14 protein-coding genes are annotated in these 18,405 nt (G+C 61.8%); 5 read left to right on the top strand and 9 right to left on the bottom strand.

The window, feature by feature from the left end; translation table 11 throughout:
* Window positions 1-11: 11 nt before the first annotated feature.
* From DAAHT2_RS03300 to DAAHT2_RS03265, 8 genes are all read right to left on the bottom strand, one after another.
* Window positions 12-1,475, bottom strand: a complete 1,464-nt coding sequence (locus DAAHT2_RS03300) for a sensor histidine kinase (protein WP_013162882.1) — start codon at window positions 1,473-1,475, stop codon at window positions 12-14.
* Window positions 1,476-1,485: 10 nt separating this feature from the next.
* On the bottom strand, window positions 1,486-2,811 hold the full coding sequence (locus DAAHT2_RS03295; RefSeq protein WP_013162881.1) for an amidohydrolase: 1,326 nt from the start codon (window positions 2,809-2,811) through the stop codon (window positions 1,486-1,488).
* A gap of 83 nt (window positions 2,812-2,894) precedes the next feature.
* Entirely contained in the window at window positions 2,895-3,746 is an 852-nt protein-coding gene (locus DAAHT2_RS03290; RefSeq protein WP_013162880.1) for a purine-nucleoside phosphorylase, read from the bottom strand.
* A gap of 151 nt (window positions 3,747-3,897) precedes the next feature.
* The gene (gene thrC, locus DAAHT2_RS03285; RefSeq protein ID WP_013162879.1) at window positions 3,898-5,289 is read right to left on the bottom strand and encodes a threonine synthase; all 1,392 of its coding nucleotides are present in this window, start codon (window positions 5,287-5,289) and stop codon (window positions 3,898-3,900) included.
* A 12-nt stretch (window positions 5,290-5,301) separates the two neighbouring features.
* Entirely contained in the window at window positions 5,302-6,915 is a 1,614-nt protein-coding gene (gene gpmI, locus DAAHT2_RS03280; protein ID WP_013162878.1) for a 2,3-bisphosphoglycerate-independent phosphoglycerate mutase, read from the bottom strand.
* Window positions 6,912-7,334, bottom strand: a complete 423-nt coding sequence (rsfS, locus tag DAAHT2_RS03275; RefSeq protein WP_013162877.1) for a ribosome silencing factor — start codon at window positions 7,332-7,334, stop codon at window positions 6,912-6,914. The genes gpmI and rsfS overlap by 4 nt, the downstream gene beginning before the upstream one ends.
* A 98-nt stretch (window positions 7,335-7,432) precedes the next feature.
* Window positions 7,433-8,350, bottom strand: a complete 918-nt coding sequence (locus DAAHT2_RS03270) for a diguanylate cyclase (RefSeq protein ID WP_013162876.1) — start codon at window positions 8,348-8,350, stop codon at window positions 7,433-7,435.
* Window positions 8,347-12,138 carry a PAS domain S-box protein gene (locus tag DAAHT2_RS03265; RefSeq protein ID WP_013162875.1) on the bottom strand — a complete coding sequence of 1,264 codons (3,792 nt, stop codon included), beginning with the start codon at window positions 12,136-12,138 and terminating at the stop codon, window positions 8,347-8,349. The genes DAAHT2_RS03270 and DAAHT2_RS03265 overlap by 4 nt, the downstream gene beginning before the upstream one ends.
* 513 nt (window positions 12,139-12,651) lie before the next feature.
* Here DAAHT2_RS03265 and secD point away from each other — a divergent pair.
* Genes secD through tatC form a run of 4 tightly spaced genes read left to right on the top strand, consistent with a single transcriptional unit; the run spans window position 12,652 to window position 17,583 of the window.
* Window positions 12,652-15,264 carry a protein translocase subunit SecD gene (gene secD / locus DAAHT2_RS03260; protein WP_013162874.1) on the top strand — a complete coding sequence of 871 codons (2,613 nt, stop codon included), beginning with the start codon at window positions 12,652-12,654 and terminating at the stop codon, window positions 15,262-15,264.
* 6 nt (window positions 15,265-15,270) lie between these two features.
* Window positions 15,271-16,032 (top strand): YkgJ family cysteine cluster protein, encoded by a 762-nt coding sequence (locus tag DAAHT2_RS03255; RefSeq protein WP_013162873.1) that lies wholly within the window; start codon window positions 15,271-15,273, stop codon window positions 16,030-16,032.
* An 18-nt stretch (window positions 16,033-16,050) separates the two neighbouring features.
* Window positions 16,051-16,878 (top strand): phosphoribosylformylglycinamidine synthase subunit PurQ, encoded by an 828-nt coding sequence (locus tag DAAHT2_RS03250; protein ID WP_013162872.1) that lies wholly within the window; start codon window positions 16,051-16,053, stop codon window positions 16,876-16,878.
* Between the two features lie 3 nt (window positions 16,879-16,881).
* Window positions 16,882-17,583 (top strand): twin-arginine translocase subunit TatC, encoded by a 702-nt coding sequence (gene tatC, locus DAAHT2_RS03245; protein ID WP_013162871.1) that lies wholly within the window; start codon window positions 16,882-16,884, stop codon window positions 17,581-17,583.
* 3 nt (window positions 17,584-17,586) lie between these two features.
* Here tatC and DAAHT2_RS03240 read toward each other — a convergent pair whose 3' ends face one another.
* Entirely contained in the window at window positions 17,587-17,907 is a 321-nt protein-coding gene (locus DAAHT2_RS03240) for a P-II family nitrogen regulator (protein WP_013162870.1), read from the bottom strand.
* A gap of 144 nt (window positions 17,908-18,051) precedes the next feature.
* Between DAAHT2_RS03240 and DAAHT2_RS03235 the strand changes: the two genes are divergently transcribed.
* Complete coding sequence (locus DAAHT2_RS03235) at window positions 18,052-18,360, top strand: FtsB family cell division protein (protein ID WP_013162869.1); 309 nt, start codon at window positions 18,052-18,054, stop codon at window positions 18,358-18,360.
* Window positions 18,361-18,405 lie beyond the last annotated feature (45 nt).

Genomic DNA, 18,405 nt, shown 5'->3' with positions numbered 1-18,405 from the left:
ATCTCCCGCTGTCAGCCATCCTCGCCCGGTGGCTTGGCGGGCAAGGTAAAGACCACACTAAGACCACCGCCGTCGGCGGTTTCCAAGGCAATTTCGCCACCGGCGCTTTCCACCATGCGCCGGGCGATGGGCAGGCCGATACCGGTGCCCCGGCCGCCACCACCTAGTCTTTCAAAAATCTCAAAAACCCGCTGGCGGTACACTTCCGGAATCCCCGAGCCGTTATCACTGACCCGGTAACGGTTCATGCCGTTCAACCGCTCACCGCTGATCACGATCCGGGGCCTGGTTCCGGTGCCGGCGTGCAGCAGCGAGTTTTCCATGATAATTAAGAAGATATCGCGCAAACGCGACAGGTCGAAAACCAGCGGCGGCAACTCGCCAACCTTGATTTCAGCCCCGGTTTCGCTGATCAGCGGCGCCAGCTTCTGCTGCACTCGCGCCACCACTTCGTTAACATCCAACTCCGCCGGTTGGCCCTGGGGTTTGTCGGCATCCAGGTAAAGTTGAATATCCCGCACCAGGTTACGCAGATAGGTGGCGTTCTGTTCGACAAACTCCAGGGAGCGCCGCACCTCCGGGTCCGTCTCTTCAACCTTAAGGCGATCTTTTAAAAGCTGGCTGAAGGTAAGCAGCCGCCGAGACGGTTCCTGCAGATGGTGGGCGGAGACCTCGGCCAGGCGGGTCAGATCTTTATTGGCCCTGATCAGGGCCTGCCGTTGGGCCTTAAGCACATTCTCGTGTTCCTCCTGGGCCCGCAGACGGCGTAACACCTGGACATCGAGCAAGACGAGAATTCCCACCCCCAAGGCCCAGATCACCGAGAAAAAGATGGTGCGACTTCTTTTGGTTTCGCCCAGGGTGTCCAGGTAGTGGCGCATGGGGACCGTAACCCCGATCCCGCCGCGTACATCCCCCACCTGGTAGCCCTGAAAGGCGTGACATTTAAGGCAACCCTCGCGGGTTTCCATGGGCCGCATCAGGCGCAGCCGTGGTTCTTTGTCATCTTCGACAAACTCCAACACCTCGCTCTCCCCCTGCTCGAAACGCCGCAATGCTTCGGCCTCCCATGGATCGGGGGCGTTGATGGGGTTTAACAAATGAAAACTGGTAATCTTCCCACGCACCCCGTAAAAATCGCCGTGTTCTTCCAACATTTGACGCAACATGTAGGCCGGATTCATCAGGGTCAGTTGCCGGCCGGAGGGGGTTTCAATATCTCGTTCCGGCAGATGGGCAAGCCCGGGGTTGGGCGGGGTGCGATCATCCACCGGTACATAAACCCCACCGTGGCGGGTGGCCCACAGGCGGAAGGCGAGATCCTTGTTGAAATTACTGCGGGCCTCCTTGATGGCCAACTCTTCCATGTGCTCCCGGGCCAGGCGGAGATCCCAGAGCAGAAAGCCGCCCAGGGTAAGAGTCCAACCCGCCAGGGCGACCACCAGCAGCAACCGGTGCAGCAGGGTAAGGTTCATCGCCGTCGCCTCAGGTCGTTTTTTCGGCCATCCGGGCCTGGATTTCCTGCATCTTTAAGGTTAGAGCTTCTTCATCGATGGTCAGCAACCGACGGTTTTCCATGACCAGCCGGCCATTAATCACGGTATGGAGCACATCGGCACCGCGGGCGGCATAAACCAGTTGGGAGGGGGCGTGGTAAAAGGGGGTCAGGTGGGGTTGTTGCAGGTCGATAACGATACAGTCGGCCTTTTTCCCCGGCTCCAGGCTGCCGATGGCCGCCCCGGCCCCCAGGACCTCGGCTCCTTGGCGGGTGGCCATCCGCAACACCTGGGCGGCGGGCAGAACGGTGGGGTCCATCTTGTTTACCTTGTGCAGCTTGGCCGCCATATCCATTTCCCCGAAGAGATCGATGTCGTTGTTGCTGGCCGCTCCGTCGGTGCCCAGGCCCACGCTGACCCCGGCGGCCAGCAGTTCCGGCACCGGGGAGATTCCCGAGGCCAGCTTCATGTTGCTTTCCGGGCAGTGGGCTACCTTAACCCCGCGACGGGCCAACAGTTCGATTTCTGCCGGCTCCAGCCAGACCCCGTGGGCCGCCACCGTGCGCTCACCCAGCACCCCCAGGGCGTCGAGATGGGCCACCGGCCGCTTGCCGTATTTTTCCAGGCAACCGGCAACCTCGTCGCGGGTTTCCGCCAGATGGATGTGGTACAGGGCATCATGTTTTTCCGCCCTACCGTAGAGGCGGCGCAGCAGCTCCGGGGAGCAGGTGTAGACGGCATGGGGATCGACGGTGATCTTGACCAGCTCATGGCCGTCATATTCGGCCATCAGTTGTTCCAGGTATTGAAAACCGTTTTCCAGTTCACCGTAACAGGGGGAGGGAAAATCGTACAGCACTTCCCCCACCCAGGCCCGCATCCCGCTGTCGGCGGCGGCCGCCGCCACCTGGGCGGTGAAAAGGTACATATCGCAAAAACTGGTGGTGCCGGAACGGATCATTTCGGCCATGGTCAGCAGGCTGGAGTGATAGACAATCTCTTCGGTGAGCTTGGCCTCGGCGGGAAAGATGTGCTCGGTGAGCCAGCTCATCAGGGGCAGGTCGTCGGCCAGGCCCCTAAAGCAGCTCATGGCCACGTGGGTGTGGCTGTTGATCAGCCCCGGCAGCAGCAGGCCGTGGGGGGTATCGAGCCGGGGGGCCTGGGGCCAGCGGGCGGCCAGTTCGGCGGCGGGGCCCACGGCGACGATCTCGCTGCCTTTGATGGCCACTGCACCGTCGCTGAATTCCCGGTTCTGTTCATCCAGGGTCAGTACCCGGCCGGCGGTCAACAGTAAATCGACGGATGCATCATTCATGGGCGTAGCCTTTCAAAGTTCGGTCACAAAATCCTTTACCGGAAACCTGGCAAGAGGGTATGGGGAAAAACCGTCACGGGCTGCTACAGTCGCTGCAGCAGTGCCAGGACCAGCTCCTGCACCTGTTTAGCGCAGGCTTCGGTTTCGCGGATGATTTCATCGAGCAGGATGGGCTGCTGGTTGTCGGGATCGTTGACGTTGGCCACCACCGCCAGCCCCAGCACCCGCAGGCCGGCGTGCCTGGCCACGATCACCTCCGGCACCACCGACATGCCCACTGCGTCGGCCCCGCATTGGCGCAGGTAACGGGTTTCCGCCGGGGTTTCCAGGCTGGGGCCGGGTACCGCCACATACACCCCTTCCCGCAACCGGTCGATACCAAGGCCGGTGGCGCACTGCCGGGCCAGCCGGCGCAATTCGGGGTCGTAGGCGGAAGAGAGATCGGGGAAACGTTCCCCCCACTCATCGTTGTTGGACCCCCGCAAAGGGTTATCGGGAATCAGGTTGAGATGATCCCGCAGCAACATCAGGGTTCCCGGCGCATAACCCGGATTCAAGCCGCCGGCACAGCCGGTGGTGAGCAGCATTCCGGCCCCCAGGCGGGAGAGCACCCGAAGCGGCATGGTCAGCTCCCGGGTGCTGTAGCCTTCATAATAATGAAAGCGACCCTGCAGCACCGCCACCGGCCTGCCGGCCAAGCGGCCGCAGACCAGGTTACCGGCGTGGCTGGGCACGGTGGAACGGGGGAAGTAAGGAATTTCGGCGTAAGGCAACACCACCGCCTCCTCCACCAGTTCCGCCACCCCGCCCAGGCCGGTGCCCAGAATCAGCACCACCTCCGGGGTTACAGGCAAACGGGAAAGCAGAAATTCCCGCGCGGCCTCCACCCGCTGAATAAAGTTCGCCGCCTTGCTTTTATTGTCGCTACTATCCATTTTTGATCCCAACCATTCACCAGACCGTACAAACTAAAGGATCGCAAACGTTCAGCAGTGCTGCAGATTCGGGCAAGCAGTCAGGCGCCGCGTACATCAGTACGCAAGCCTGGCTGATCGCCCGAAGATGCGGTGCTGCTGGACGTTTGCCTCACAGAGCGTGCTGGGCGACGAAGTCCTTGATTACCTGTTCCTCGGCCGGCAGCACCTGGCATCGGCTTTCCAGTTTTGCAAGGGCCGCCAGCGGCGGCGGCAGCTCCGGCGGCCGGCCGATGGCTGCCTCCACCGCCTGGCCGAACTTGGCGGGATGGGCGGTGGCCAGGCAGACCAGGGGGACCTCCGGCCGGCGGCAGGCCAAGCCGGCGTAAACCCCCACGGCGGTGTGGGGGTCCAGCAGGTAATCATGGCTCTGGTAGAAGTCGCCAATGGTGGCTTTGGTGGCGGCCTCGTCGGCGCTTTGCGAGGCAAAATCCTGCTGGATGCGCTGCAGCCTGGCGGGGTCAAACTGCAGGCTGCCGGTGGCGGCGAATTGTTCCATCTCCTGCCGGGTGCGCTGGGCGTCCTGGTCGTTGAGATAATACAGATAGCGTTCGAAGTTGCTGGCCACCTGGATATCCATGGAGGGGCTGGAGGTGGGCCGCACGCCGCTGACCGAGTAGTCGCCGTCCTTTACGAAGCGGGTGAGCAGGTTGTTTTCGTTGGTGGCCAGAATCAGTTGACCGATTTGCTTTGGCAGCAACCGCCGGGCGACAAAGCCGGCGAAGATATCGCCGAAATTACCGGTGGGCACGGCAAAATCCACCTGCGCTGCCTTGCCCTCGCCGGTGAGTTTGAGGGCGGCGTAAACGTAGTAGACCACCTGGGCCACGATCCGGGCCCAGTTGATGGAGTTGATGGCCCCAAGCTGGTGCTGTTGCTTGAAGTTCAGGTCGCCGAAGAGTTTTTTGACGATGGCCTGGCCATCATCAAAGGTGCCTTTAACGGCGATGTTGAACACATTGGCATCCAGCACCGTGGTCATCTGCTTTTCCTGGATGGGGCTGACCCGCCCGTGGGGATGGAGAATAAAGATGTTGATCCGCTCCTTGCCCCGCACCCCGTAGATGGCGGCACTGCCGGTATCGCCCGAGGTGGCCCCGATGATGTTCATCCGGCCGCCGGACTTGGCCAGCAGATATTCAAAGAGGTTGCCCAGCAGTTGCAGGGCCACGTCTTTAAAGGCCAGGGTCGGGCCGTGGAAAAGTTCCAGGATGTGGCACTGGCCCTGCTTGACCACCGGGGTAACTTCGGGATGCTGGAAAGCGGCGTAGGATTTCTTTACCAGCCGCTCCAGGTCGGCGGCGGGGATATCGTCGATGAAGTGGCTGAGCACCGCCACCGCCAGGTCCGGGTAATTTAAGCGGCGCCAGACGGCGATCTCCTCGCCGGTGGCCTGGGGCAGCTTTTCCGGCAGCAGCAGGCCGCCGTCGTCAGCCAGGCCCATCATTACCGCTTCACTGAAGGGGATGGGGGCGATGCCACCCCTGGTTGAAATATAGCGCATGTTGGTTCCTTTTTATTTTTCCAGCAGACTGCCGCTGTCCATTTCATCGGGTACCGGCAGGCCCATCAGTTCCAGGATTGTGGGCGCCAGGTTGGGCAGGGAGCCGTCCAGGCGCAGCTTGTAGGTGCCGGGGGCGGCCTGGGGGTCGATGAGGATCAGCGGTACCGGGTTGCAGCTATGGGCAGTGATGGGGCCTCCGTTCGGGGCCAGCATCTCTTCGGCATTACCGTGGTCGGCGGTGATCAGCACGATGCCGCCGGCTTCGGTAAAGGCCTCCACCACTTGGCCGATGCAGTGGTCCACTGTCTCGCAGGCCTTGATGGCCGCCGGCAGCACCCCGCTGTGCCCCACCATGTCGCCGTTGGCGAAGTTGAGGATTACCAGGGCGTAAGGCGGGGCGGCGGCAGCGTCGGTTGTGTTTTCGCCGGCTTTGTTTTCCCCGCCCCGCAGGCGGCGCAGCAACTCCTCGGTAACTTGGGGGGCGCTCATTTCCGGCTTCAAATCATAAGTGGCCACTTCACGGTTGGAGGGGATCAGGGCCCGTTCTTCGTCGGCAAAGGGCTCTTCCCGGCCGCCGTTGAAGAAGTAGGTGACGTGGGCGTACTTTTCCGTTTCGGCGATTCTGAGCTGGCACAGGCCGTGGCGGCTTACTTCCTCGCCCAAGATGCGATGCAGTTGTTGGGGCGGGAAGGCCACCGGCAGGTCGAAATCCTTTTCGTAGCGGGTCATGGTGGCAAAGCCGCTCAAACGGGGCCGCCGGGGGCGGGGAAAACCGTCGAAATCATCCCTGGTGAGGGCGGTGGTCAACTGGCGGGCCCGGTCGGCGCGGAAGTTGAAGAAGATCACCCCGTCGCCGTCGTTGAGCAGAGGGGCGTCGACATCGGCGGCAGATTTCCGGATTACCGTCGGTTTAATAAACTCGTCGGTTTCGCCGCGCCCGTAGGCTTCGGTAACCGCCGCCAGGGGATCGGCGGCGGTGAACTGACCTTGCCCATCCACCACCGCGCCCCAGGCCAGTTGCACCCGGTCCCAGCGCCGGTCGCGGTCCATGGCGTAATAGCGGCCGCAGACCGTGGCCACCCGCCCTACCCCCAGGCGTTCCATGGCGGCCAGCAAAGTTTGCATATAGCCCCGGCCGCCGTCCGGCGGGGTATCCCGGCCGTCCATGAAGGCGTGAACCAGCACTTTATCTTTGTGCAGGCCGCGCCGGGCGGCCAGTTCAAGCAGGGCCACCAGATGATCCAGATGGCTGTGCACCCCACCGTCGGAAAGCAGCCCCATGAGGTGCAGCGCCCCGCCGGCGGCCTGGACCTGATCAATGACCTGGTTCAAGGTTTGATTGGCAAAGAACTCACCGTTATGGACCGACAAACCGATACGGGTGAAGTCCTGGTAGACGATGCGGCCGGCACCGATATTGAGATGCCCCACCTCGGAGTTGCCCATCTGCCCCTCGGGCAGCCCCACCGCCCCGTTGTGGGCGGCCAGGGTGGTAAAGGGGTATTCCTGCCGCCAGCGGTCCATGTTGGGGGTCCGCGCCAGGTGCACGGCATTGCCCGGCCCCGCCGGCGCCTCGCCCCAGCCGTCTAGAATGGCCAGCATTACCGGCCGGATCCGGCTGCTCATGATTTTTCCTTGGCCGGAGCCTGCTTGGCCGGGGCGGCGCCTTCTTCCGGTTCCACCCGCACGGCATCATGCCACAGGCCGTCAAGATCGTAGAATTCCCGCAGATCGCGGTAAAAGATATGCACCACCAGGTCGTTGAAATCCAGCAACACCCAGTGCCCTTCGGCCAGCCCTTCGGTATCGCCGCTTTTCAGGCGCTTGCTGGCCAGGGCCTCTTCCACCGCCCGGGCCAGGCTCTGCACATGCCGGGTGGAGCGGCCGTTCATCAGCACGAAATAATCGGTCACCGAAGACAAACCCCGAACATCCAGGATCACCAGGTTTTCCGCCTTCATATTCAACGCCGCGGCAGCGGCAATCCGGGCCAGCTCCAGGCCCGAACGGTCCTGCAAAGCACTGCTTACTGTTTTTATCCGCATAACTCCACTCAGTTGTATGGTCTAAATAGCCAGCTTAATTTGGGCACAATAGCCCGCTTGACCGTATTTTGGCAAGAACTTCCATTGCCGGCAAAACATCAGGCTACCCGGTTGCGACCGGCCTCTTTCGCCGCGTAAAGAGCCTGGTCGGCGCGGCTGAGCAGAGGTTGCCTGTCGGTTTCCGAATCCCGGCGCGGATCTAGGGTGGCGGCGCCCAGGCTCACGGTGACCACCGGCGCCGCACTGGAATGTTCATGGGTGATGGCCAGGGCTTCGACCGCAACACGCAGGCGCTCGGCTACCTCGCGGGCGCCCGCGGCATCGGTACCGGGCAGCAGCGCGACAAACTCCTCACCACCGTAGCGACAAATGCTATCGCCGGGCCGCACCAAGGAGCCGGACAGCGCCCCGGCCACCTTTTGCAGGCACTTATCGCCGGCCCCATGGCCGTAGTTATCATTGAACCCTTTGAAATGATCGATGTCTGTCATGATCACCGAAAGCGGCAGTCCGTTGCGCAGACAGCGCCGCATTTCCTTGTCGAACAGCTCGTCGAAGTGGCGGCGGTTGGGAATGCCGGTGAGGCCGTCGAGCAGGGCGAACTTTTCGAGTAGATCAGTCTTGCGCTTCAGGTTCATGTGGGTGTGGACACGGGCGCGGACGATGGCCGGATTGAAAGGTTTGGTGATATAATCCACCGCGCCCAGGTTCAGGCCGTGCTCCTCTTCGCTGGCGGCATCCAGGGCGGTGACGAAGATAATGGCAATACCGCTGGTGGCAGGGTTTTCCTTTAGGCGGCGGCAGACCTCGTAGCCGTCGATACCCGGCATCTTGATATCGAGCAGGATCAGGTCGGGCAACTCCTGGTTGCCGTCCTGGAGCATGGCCAGCGCCTTCTCGCCGCTGGTGGCCACCCGGACGCGATACTCGTCCTTGAGCAAAGCGCCCAGGGCCTGGATATTGGCCGGTTGGTCATCGACCACAAGGATGGTCGTTTTCGGCTCGTCGTTATTCATCTCGCACCTTTGTTATCTTCTGGCAACAGCTTGTCGAGGATATGCAGGGCCTTGTCAAATTCCATTTGTTCCACTTGTGCCTCCAGCGCGTCGCAGTCCAGCCCCCGGCCGCGCAGGTAGCCAAAGGCGCCGCGCAGGATGGCCTCTTCGATCAATTCGCTGGCCTCAAGCCGCCGGCGCAGGGTAGCCACGGCCTCTGCCGAACCCTCTCGGTCGGCCTCTCCGGCGGGAGTGACGGCCTCCAGGGCCTGGTCCGCTTCCCGGAAGGCCTGCTCCAGGGCGTCAATGGTATCAGTGGTTACCGGCCGGCCGCTTTTCAAGGTATGGTCGATCCGTTCAGCCAATTGCTGAATAGTCACAGCCGCCAGGGAGCCGGCCACCCCTTTGAGGGTATGGGCAATCCGGCACGCCTCCTCATCGCGCCCGGCGCGGAGGTGGCCGACCAGCGGAACGAAGTCGTTCGCCACCTGGTCCCGGAAGCGTCGCAGCAGACGGGCGTAAGAGGCATCTTCGCCACCGAGCTGGTGGCGGCCACGGGCGAGGTCGAAGCCGGGAAGTTCGGCCGGCAAGGTGGCTGCAGGGGTCTGGCCGGCCGGCACCCGGTCAACCGCCGAGGCGACCGCCACTGATCCTTTGGCATCAAGGTGGGCCACCAGCGCGGCGTAGAGGTCGGCGCTCTCAATGGGCTTGCCCAGATGGTCGTCAACCCCGGCCTCACGAGCGCGGCGGCGGTCATCATCCATCACCGCCGCCGACAGGGCGATGATGGGTCCGTCGTAGCCTTCGGCCCGCAGGGTCCGGGTGGCCTCGAAGCCGTCCATCACCGGCATTTGCAGATCCATCAGGATCAGCTCCGGGGCCTCGGCCCGCACCTCTTTGAGCGCCTCGGCGCCGTTTTCCGCCGTCCTTACACGGGCCCCGGTTTTTTTCAGCAGTTGGGTGGCCACCTCTTGGTTGATCTCGTTGTCCTCCACCAGCAGAAGCCGGCGACCCTGCAGGTCCGGTACCTGGAGCGACGGGGAGGGCCGGACCAGGCCCGCTCCGCCCTCGGCTTGGACCAGCGCATCGTAGAGCGAGGAGGCCGTCAGCGGCTTGGCCAGGTAGTCGGCAATCAGGCCTTTGGGCAGGTCGATCTCTTCCCGTGCGTAGGCGCTGACCATCAGGATCGGCGGCCGGGTCTGCTGCAGTTTGCCTTGCCGGCGCAGGCGTTCAAGCTCCCGGCAGGTCTGGCTGCCGTTCATGCCGCCGGGCATCATCCAGTCCAGCAGAATGAAATCGAACGACTCGCCGCGCTTTTCGGCCGCCAGCACTAGTTCGATGGCATCCTCGCCGCTGGCCGCCTCCTCGGTGATGTAGCGGCAGTGATGGAGCAGTTGGCGCATGATCTGGCGGGCGCTCTCCTGGTCGTCGACAATCAACACCCGGCGCCCTTTGGTCTCGGGGCAATCGATTGCCCCCCGGCGATCCCGGCCAAGCGGCAGGGTCAGGGTGAAGCTGAAGGTGCTGCCCTTGCCGGGCGCCGATTCCACCTCCAGCTCACCACCCATCTTTTCCACCAACCGCCGGCTGATCACCAGCCCAAGGCCGGTGCCGCCGTACCGCCGGGTGGTGGAGGTATCGGCCTGGCTGAAGGGTCGGAACAGCCGGGCGAGTTGCTCCTTGCTCATGCCGATGCCGGTATCGCGGACGTGGAAACGCAGGGTAGCCTGGTCATTGGCCACGGGTGCGACCACCCGGATACCGAGTTCTACGGTACCGCCGCGCTCGGTGAACTTGGTGGCGTTGCTGAGCAGGTTGACGAGAATCTGGGAGAGCCGCAAGGAGTCACCAACCAGAGTTCGCGGCAGGTGGGGCGGGATATCGTAAAGCAGCTCCAACCCCCCGGCATGGACTTTATCGCCGAACAAGGTCGCCACCTGTTCGACCACCTCGTTGAGCCTGAAGTCGCGGCATTCCAGCTCCAACCGCCCCGACTCGATCTTGGAGAAGTCCAGGATGTCGTTGATTATGCCGAGCAGCATTCGCGAAGACTGGTGGATCTTGCGCACCTGGTCGCGCTGTTCCTCGTTGAGCTCGGTCTGGGCCAGCAGTTGGCTGAGCCCGATAACCGCGTTCATCGGCGTGCGGATCTCATGGCTCATATTGGCCAGAAACTCACTCTTGGCGCGGCTGGCGCGTTCGGCTTCCCGGCGGGCCTGCTCCAGGGCCTCCTGTTGCTGCTTGCGCTCGGTGACGTCGTGCTGGACCCCGAAATGGCCGGTTACGCGACCCTGTTCATCGTAGAGGCAGATATAATCGCCGTCGATGATGATCGGGGTGCCGTCCAACCGCTGCTCGCGCGTTTCCACGTGCCAGCGCCCCTGGTCGAAAAGACCTTTCCAGATAAAACGGCCATGTTCAAGGTCATGAGCAAACATTTCCCGGGCCGTCATACCGATCAAATCCCGCTCCGTGGCGCCGTATTGATCGAGCATGGCCTGATTGACCATGGTTATCCGTTGATGGTCCATGACGTAGTCAAGCAGTGCCTCTTTCTCCTCTTCGTCGGCACCCTGCCAGTCCACCGGTTCATCGAGCATCATAAAGAAGAAACCGCTGAGCGACTGGGCAAAGAAGGCGGCGAGATGCCGGCGATTCTCTTCTTCCTCGGTGACGTCGCGGTTGACCCCCACCACGCGCACCGGGGTGCCGCTACCGTCGCGGATGATCTGGGCCTGACCGTGCAGGGTACGAATTGCCCCGTCGGCGGCACGGAGGATCACCATCCGGATGTCGAAGGGCCGGTCGGAGCTAACGGCGGCCTGAAAGGCGGCCACGGCCGCCTCGCGGGATTCCGGAGTCAGCGCTGCGGCCCAGTCTTCGAAGGAGTGCCCGAAGTCGGCGGGGGCGATGCCGTAGAGGCGGAACATGCCGTCGTCCCATTCGAGGTGGCCGCTGGCCATGTCGTAATCCCAGATACCGAGTTCGGCCGACTCGGTGGCCAGAGCCAAACGTTCGCGACTGCGCTCCAACTCCCGGCTGGCGGCCTTCTCTTCGGTGATATCCCGGAACACGGCCAGGAAGAGGGTCTGCCCCTCCAGGTTCAGCAGAACCACCGAGACCCGCACGTCGATGAGGCTACCATCCTTGCGCCGGTGCCGGGTCTCAAAGTCGTCATGGCCGCGCTCAAAGATGGCCTGGATATGGGCGCCGGTCTCTGCCGGGGTCTCCAGGGCCTCGTAATCGGGGATGCGCAGCCGGGCGAACTCCTCGGCGGTATAGCCCAGTTGCTCGTGGGCCAGACGATTGAACTGCACCGGCAGACCGCTTTCGGGATCGATAAGCACGGTGGCGTCCGGGTAAAGTTCGAACAGGGTGCGGAAGCGGCTCTCCCGCTCCTTGAGCTGCTCCCTGGCCCGGTGCTCTTCGGTGCGATCGAGGATGTAGCCGCTGATTAGGCGGGGTTTTCCTTGGTCGTCATACTCTGGGACAGTGTAGTCATGGAACCAGCGGTAGTCGCCGGAACGGGTGCGCAGACGGTAGTGCTGCTCGTAGGTGGTTTCGCCCCGGGCGAGAAAGGTGGCAACCTCGTCGTTGATCGCCCCCATGTCGTCGGGGTGGACGAGATCGGAGAAGCGGAAGCCGGGCGCCAGGATCTCACTGGGACTGTAGCCCAAAATCTGCTCGACGTTGGGCGAGACGTAGTGCACCGGCCACCCCGGCTCCGGGCGCCAGACAAAGAGCACCACCGGGCCGCCGGGAAAGAAAACATGCTCCCAGCCGGGCTCTGATTGCCGCCGTAAGCTCATCGAGGTCGCCCGGGCGTTTGCTGAAGTTCGACCAGCCGCTTTACGACCCCGGTGTTTTTTGGTTTATCCTGATCTTTTTCCGTCATTTTGGCTCATCAGTAAAAATTTGTGGCGGCGAACCTAAAACAGGCGCCGGTTCGCCATGGCAAAGGCGCGCCAGAAACCACTCTGTTCGCGGCCACTGCCAAGGGTGGCGAACTCGTCCGGGGTATAACGGCAGTTTACCCAAAACGAGTCCAAGCGGCAAGGATCGAAAACCGCCTTGATCGACGCAACTCCTGCTTTCTGCAACCATTCGAGAAGTCGGTACGATGAAGACGCAAATGGAAACGCCCCCCGTATGGCAGGCATGGGCATGAAACCGTGTTTTGTGTAAGCAATACAGCGACAAGATACACCCAAAAGTGCCCTTTGATTTCCTGTCGGTTTCGGGTATAATCCTACGCTTTTATCAGGTGCACAAACCTCTAACTTCAACCACCGCCCGTTGGGGCGCCTTATTCAGGAGTATCCATGCCCAGCTCGTTGAAATGGAAAATCGGCCTGCTCTTTTTTATGATCGTCTTTGCCGTGGTCACCGTTCTGCCCTCACTGTCGGTGCCGGTGCCCGGCTGGTGGAAGAAGAACCTGGCCCCGGAAGGGCTGCGCCTGGGGCTGGACCTGCAAGGGGGCATGCACCTGGTGCTCAAGGTGGATATCGACCAGGCCATCGCCAACTCTTTGGATCTGGCCGCCGAAGAGTTGCGGGCCACCATGCGCGATGAGCGCATCACCCTGGTCCGGGCCCGCCACGACGACCCCCACATCGCCGTTTTCACCCTGCCCAACGTCGAGGCCCTCAACACCGTGGAACGCGCGGTGGCCAACGACTTTCCCAACCTCAAGATCCGGGTGGAAAGCGAGGAAGGGACCTTTCCCCGGGTTTTTCTTTCCCTGGATGATGAACAAGTCGAGTTCATCGAACAAAACGCGGTACGCCAGTCGCTGGAGATTATCCGTAACCGGATCGACCAGTTCGGGGTGGCCGAGCCGGTAATCGTGCGCCAGGGGCTTGATGAAATCGTGGTCCAGTTGCCCGGGGTGCGCGACCCGGATCGGGCCATCGACCTCATCGGCCAGACCGCTCAGTTGGAGTTCAAGCTGGTGGATGACTCCGGCGTTGTCGATCTCGACCGCTTGATCAACCAGGCCATCGAGGCCGGGCAATGGGAACGGGGCGGCGACCGGCAACAGCTCAACCAGGCCCTGCGCGGCCAGTTGCCGGAAGAGAGGGAGATTTACTTCCACCGCCGAGTGGACCGGGAAACCGGCCAGGAGCGGCAGGAACCCATCCTGCTTCACGTCACCTCTTTAATGACCGGCGAGATGGTCCGCGACGCCCGGGTGCGGGTGGGTGGCACCTTCAACGAACCTTATGTCAGCCTGGACCTTACCGCCCGGGGCGGCCGGTTGTTCGGCCAAATCACCGAGCGTAACGTGGGCCGGCAGTTGGCCATTGTCCTTGATGACGTGGTGCGTTCGGCCCCGGTGATCCGGGAGCGGATTCTGGGCGGCAGCGCCCAGATCAGCGGCGGCTTCACCCACGGCGAGGCCTCGGACCTGGCCATCGTGCTGCGGGTGGGCGCCCTGCCCGCCCCGGTGGATATTATTCAGAACCTCACGGTGGGCGCCTCTTTAGGGCAGGATTCCATCCAGCGCGGGATAATCGCCGGCCTGTTCGGCGCCCTGCTGGTGGCCACCTTCATGGTGATCTATTACCGGCTCTCCGGGGTGATCGCCAACGCCGCCCTGCTGTTGAACGTGCTTTTTATCTTTACCGGTCTGGCCATGATGCAGGCCACCCTGACCCTGCCCGGTATTGCCGGGATCATCCTGGCCATCGGTATGGCGGTGGATGCCAACGTGCTGATCTTTGAACGAATGCGGGAGGAGTTTGCCCTGGGCAAAACCGTCAAGTCCGGGGTGGAAGGCGGTTATTCCAAGGCCTTCTCCACCATCATCGACTCCCAGGTGACCACCCTGATCACCGCCCTGGCCCTGTTTCTGTTCGGCACCGGGCCCATCCAGGGTTTTGCCGTTACCCTTTCCCTGGGGGTTACCTTCAACCTGATCACCACCCTGTTCGGCACCAAGATCGTTTACGATTTCCTCCACAGCAAGCGTAAGCTCAAGGAGATCCGCTTTCTCACCCTGCTGACCAACCCCGGCCTGGACTTCATGCGGCTGCGCCGTTATGCCTTCGGGATTTCCGGCATTATGCTGCTGGTCGGGGCGGTGGCCATGGTTGAGGTTTACCGGGGCACCGCCAACCTGGGGGTGGATTTTTCCGGCGGCACCATGGCCCAGTACCAGGCCCAGCAGCCCTTCGACCTGGCCGAAGTGCGCCAGGCGCTGAGCGACGCCGGCCTGGAAGGCGCCCAGCCCCAGCACGTGGAAGGGGAAAACCGGCTGATCGTCCGCATAAAGGAAGATCGCGAGGTGGTGGGGCAAATCACCAACACCATCACCGCCGCCCTTGACCAGTACCTGGGCGACAAGGGCTTCTGGCTGGAAAGCCAGTCGGAAATTGGCTCGGCCATCAGCGAGACCTTGCGTAACAAGGCATTGCAGGCCATTCTCATCGCCCTGCTGGGGGTGTTGATCTACCTGGCGCTGAGGTTCCAGATGCGCTTCGGGCTGGCCGCAGCCGGCGCCACTTTCCACGATGTGATCGTGGTGCTGGGCATCTGCTGGCTGTTCAACATTGAAATTACCCTGCTGATCGTCACCGCTCTTTTGACCATCGCCGGTTATTCGTTGAACGACTCGGTGGTGGTGTTCGACCGGATTCGGGAGAATATCAAAAAGCGGCCGGGCGATGACCTCAAGGTGCTGATCAACCGCAGTGTCAACGAGATCATCAGCCGAACCGTGATCACCTCGCTGACCACCGCCCTGGTGCTGGTTTCCCTGCTGATCTATGGCGGCGTGGTGCTGCACGACTTCTCCCTGGTGCTGCTGATCGGCATCCTGGTCGGCACCTTCTCCTCGATCTTTGTCGCCAGCCCGCTGCTGATGATGTTGCCGGGCAGTCAGCATGAGATGGCCAAAAGTGACGAAGAGAAAGTGGTTATCGAGCAGGTTTAGGCAGCCATGAGTGTTAGACCTCCGGATAAAGTGCAGCCCATCCAGGCCGTGGAAGAGTTCTCCTTCAATTGCGGCCCCGAGGTGCCCTGTTTCACCGAATGCTGCCGGGCTTTAGATCTGGTGCTGACCCCGTACGACGCCCTGCGGCTGCGGCATCGCCTGGGGCTCGATTCCGCCGCTTTTCTGGAGCGCTACGCAGTGATCGAGGAGCACCAGGACGAGGCCTTCTCTTTGGTCTACCTGGCCATGCTGGAGGATGAACGTCGGCGCTGTCCCTTTGTCGGCCCTGCTGGTTGCACCGTATATGAAGACCGTCCCGCTGCCTGCCGGGCCTACCCCATTGGGCGCGGTTTGCGCCTGACCCCCTGCCGCAGTCACCTGCAGGAACTTTTTGTTTTGGTGCGGGAAGACCACTGCCGGGGCTTCGAGGAAAACCGCTCCATCACCCCGGAAGACTGGATGGCCGACCAAGGGCTGGAACCATACAACCGCTTCAGCGAGGCCATGCTGCCCCTGCTGCGGCATCCCATTATCCTCCAGGGCTGGCAACCCACCCCGGAACAGCAGCAGGAATATCTGCACACGCTGTACCAGTTGGAATATTTCCGCCGGCGGGTGGCCGCAGGTGAGATCAGTCTGCCCGATGAGGCCGAAGTAAAGGGGCAAGAGGCAGCCGAGTTGGACGACTACCAGTTATTGCTGGCCGCCATCAAGTGGCTGCCCACCACCTGGCCCGGGCACAAAAGCGACGGCCGGCTGGACAAGTAAACATATGAGGCAAGCAAGATGAGTAAACAGGTTAAGGCCATTGTGATTACCGGCTACGGCACCAACTGCGAGGTGGAAATGGCCCATGCCTGCCGGCTGGGCGGCGCCGACCGGGTGGATATCGTCCACATGAGCGAACTGCTGCATGGCGAGTACCGCCTGGATGACTACCATTTGCTCAATCTGGCCGGGGGGTTTCTCGACGGCGACGACCTGGGCGCCGGCCAGGCCGGGGCCCACCGCTGGCGCTACGCCACCGTCAAGCCCGGTGGTGAGCTGCTCAGAGACCAGCTCTACCGCTTCATCGACGACGGCAAGCTGATCATCGGGGTCTGCAACGGCTTTCAGCTCATGGTCAAGCTGGGTCTGCTGCCCGGCTTTGAGCGGCGCTACGACCATCGCCTGGTCAGCCTCACCCACAACGACTCCAGCCGTTTTGAAGACCGCTGGGTCCACCTCAGGGTGGAACCGGACAACCCCTGCGTTTTCACCCGGGGGCTGGAAAAACTTTATTTTCCGGTCCGCCATGGCGAGGGCAAGTTCGTCTGCGCCGGGGAAGGGGTTTGCAGCCTGCTGCAGGAAAACAAACAGGTGGTGCTGCGTTACGCCGAGGCCGAAAGCGGCGAGGCCACCATGAACTATCCCGCCAACCCCAACGGTTCCCCCGGCGGCATTGCCGGCATCTGCGATCCCAGCGGCCGGCTGTTCGGCCTGATGCCGCACCCGGAGGCCTACCTTCACCGCACCAATCACCCCCGCTGGACCCGCGAAGAGTTGCCGGAAGAGGGTCAGGGGGTGCTGCTGTTTAAAAACGGAATCAATTTTATTCGCGACCACCTGCTCTAGGCCATGGTCCGCCGGCAAGGTCATCCCCTGGCCCGGATCATCCGGGATCTGCGCGGACCCTCTTTTTACCTGGGGTTGGGCCTGGTGGCGGCCACCGCCGCCTTCACCGTGGTCTCGCCCCGGGCCCTGATCTTACTGCAGAATCATTTAAGCCAGGAACTGGCCTATTTCACCGTCACCGACCCCTTTCTGGCCCACGTGCGACTGGGGCTGGCCCTGGCCATGTTCACCCTGGTGCCCTTTTTCGTCTACTGGTTCTGGAAGGCCATGGCCGGACCCTTCGGCCTGACCCGCGCCACCCGGGCCTGGTTTGTCCTCTTCTGCTGCCTGCTCTTTTACGGCGGCACCATGTTCTGTTTTTTCGTCACCCTGCCCCTGGGGGTCAACTTTCTGCTGGGTTACCAGTCGGAACAGTTGCAGGCGGTGATCGCGGTGGGCAAGTTCGTTACCTTCGTCACCGTCTTCGTGCTGGCCTTCGGCTTTATCGCCATGCTGCCGATCTTCATGATCTTCGGGGCCAAAACCGGCCTTTGCCCGCGCCGCAAGTTTGAAAGCGGCCGGGGGTACGCGGTGCTGATCATCACCATCGTCGCCGCCCTGATCACCCCCACCCCGGACGTGGTCAACCTCTCCTTCATGGCGGTGCCCATGTATCTGCTGTACGAGTCGGGAATTATCATCATCAAAGTGATGAAGATAGATTGAGGCTCAGCCGAAAATCTTGCCGGTGGCGTTTTCCACGTCGATGATCAGGCTTAAACCATTGCCCGGCTTTTCCAGTTCACCGGCCGCCACCGCCGCGTTCATCACCTTTTGTGCCATTTCCTCGGGGACCAGGGTAAGAATAAGCTCCTTTTCCGGCTCGATCCGCATCCCCCAGAGCTCTTTATAACTTTGCAGTGAAGTGCCCCGCCCCCGGGTGATGGACCAGCCGTCCACCCCTTCCCGGCGCAGGGCCTGGATCACCTCTTCGGTCTTTTCCGTGGTTACGATGGTAATTACCATTTTCAGTTTTTTCTCGTTTTTCATGCCACCACTCCGTTCCTGCGCTGGGGTTCAAAAAAATCCAGCCTTGCCAGCACGCCCCTGGAGGGACCCACCATGGGCTCGTAGCTGATCACCGGGGGCCGGTTTTACCATTGCCTCAGGCAACCGCCAAAGGTATATATAATCATGGTTAGAGCTTATCAATACAAGCAAAAAGAAAAAAATCCCACCAGGATTCTGGCCCTGCTGTTGCTGGCGGCCCTGGCCTTGTGGTTGCTGGCCAGCCCCTACGGCTTGTGGCAGTACGGTAAAGTTTCCCGGCAATTGAATGAATTGCAGCAGAAAAACCACAGCCTGGAGGTCCAACAACGCCAATTACGGGAAGAAATCGACCGCCTGCAGCATGACCCCGAATATATCGAAGAGGTGGCCCGGCGTGAGTATGGCCTGCTCAAGGAAAACGAAATTCTTTTTGATTTCTCTCCCCGCCGCTGATTTATAATGATCAGCCCAACCTTTTTTCAGGAACAAGTTTCCCGG

The organism is Desulfurivibrio alkaliphilus AHT 2 (assembly GCF_000092205.1).
GTDB classification, from domain to species: domain Bacteria; phylum Desulfobacterota; class Desulfobulbia; order Desulfobulbales; family Desulfurivibrionaceae; genus Desulfurivibrio; species Desulfurivibrio alkaliphilus.
Note: the sequence above shows the minus strand (reverse complement) of the source record. Positions and strands in the feature narration are given on the sequence as shown.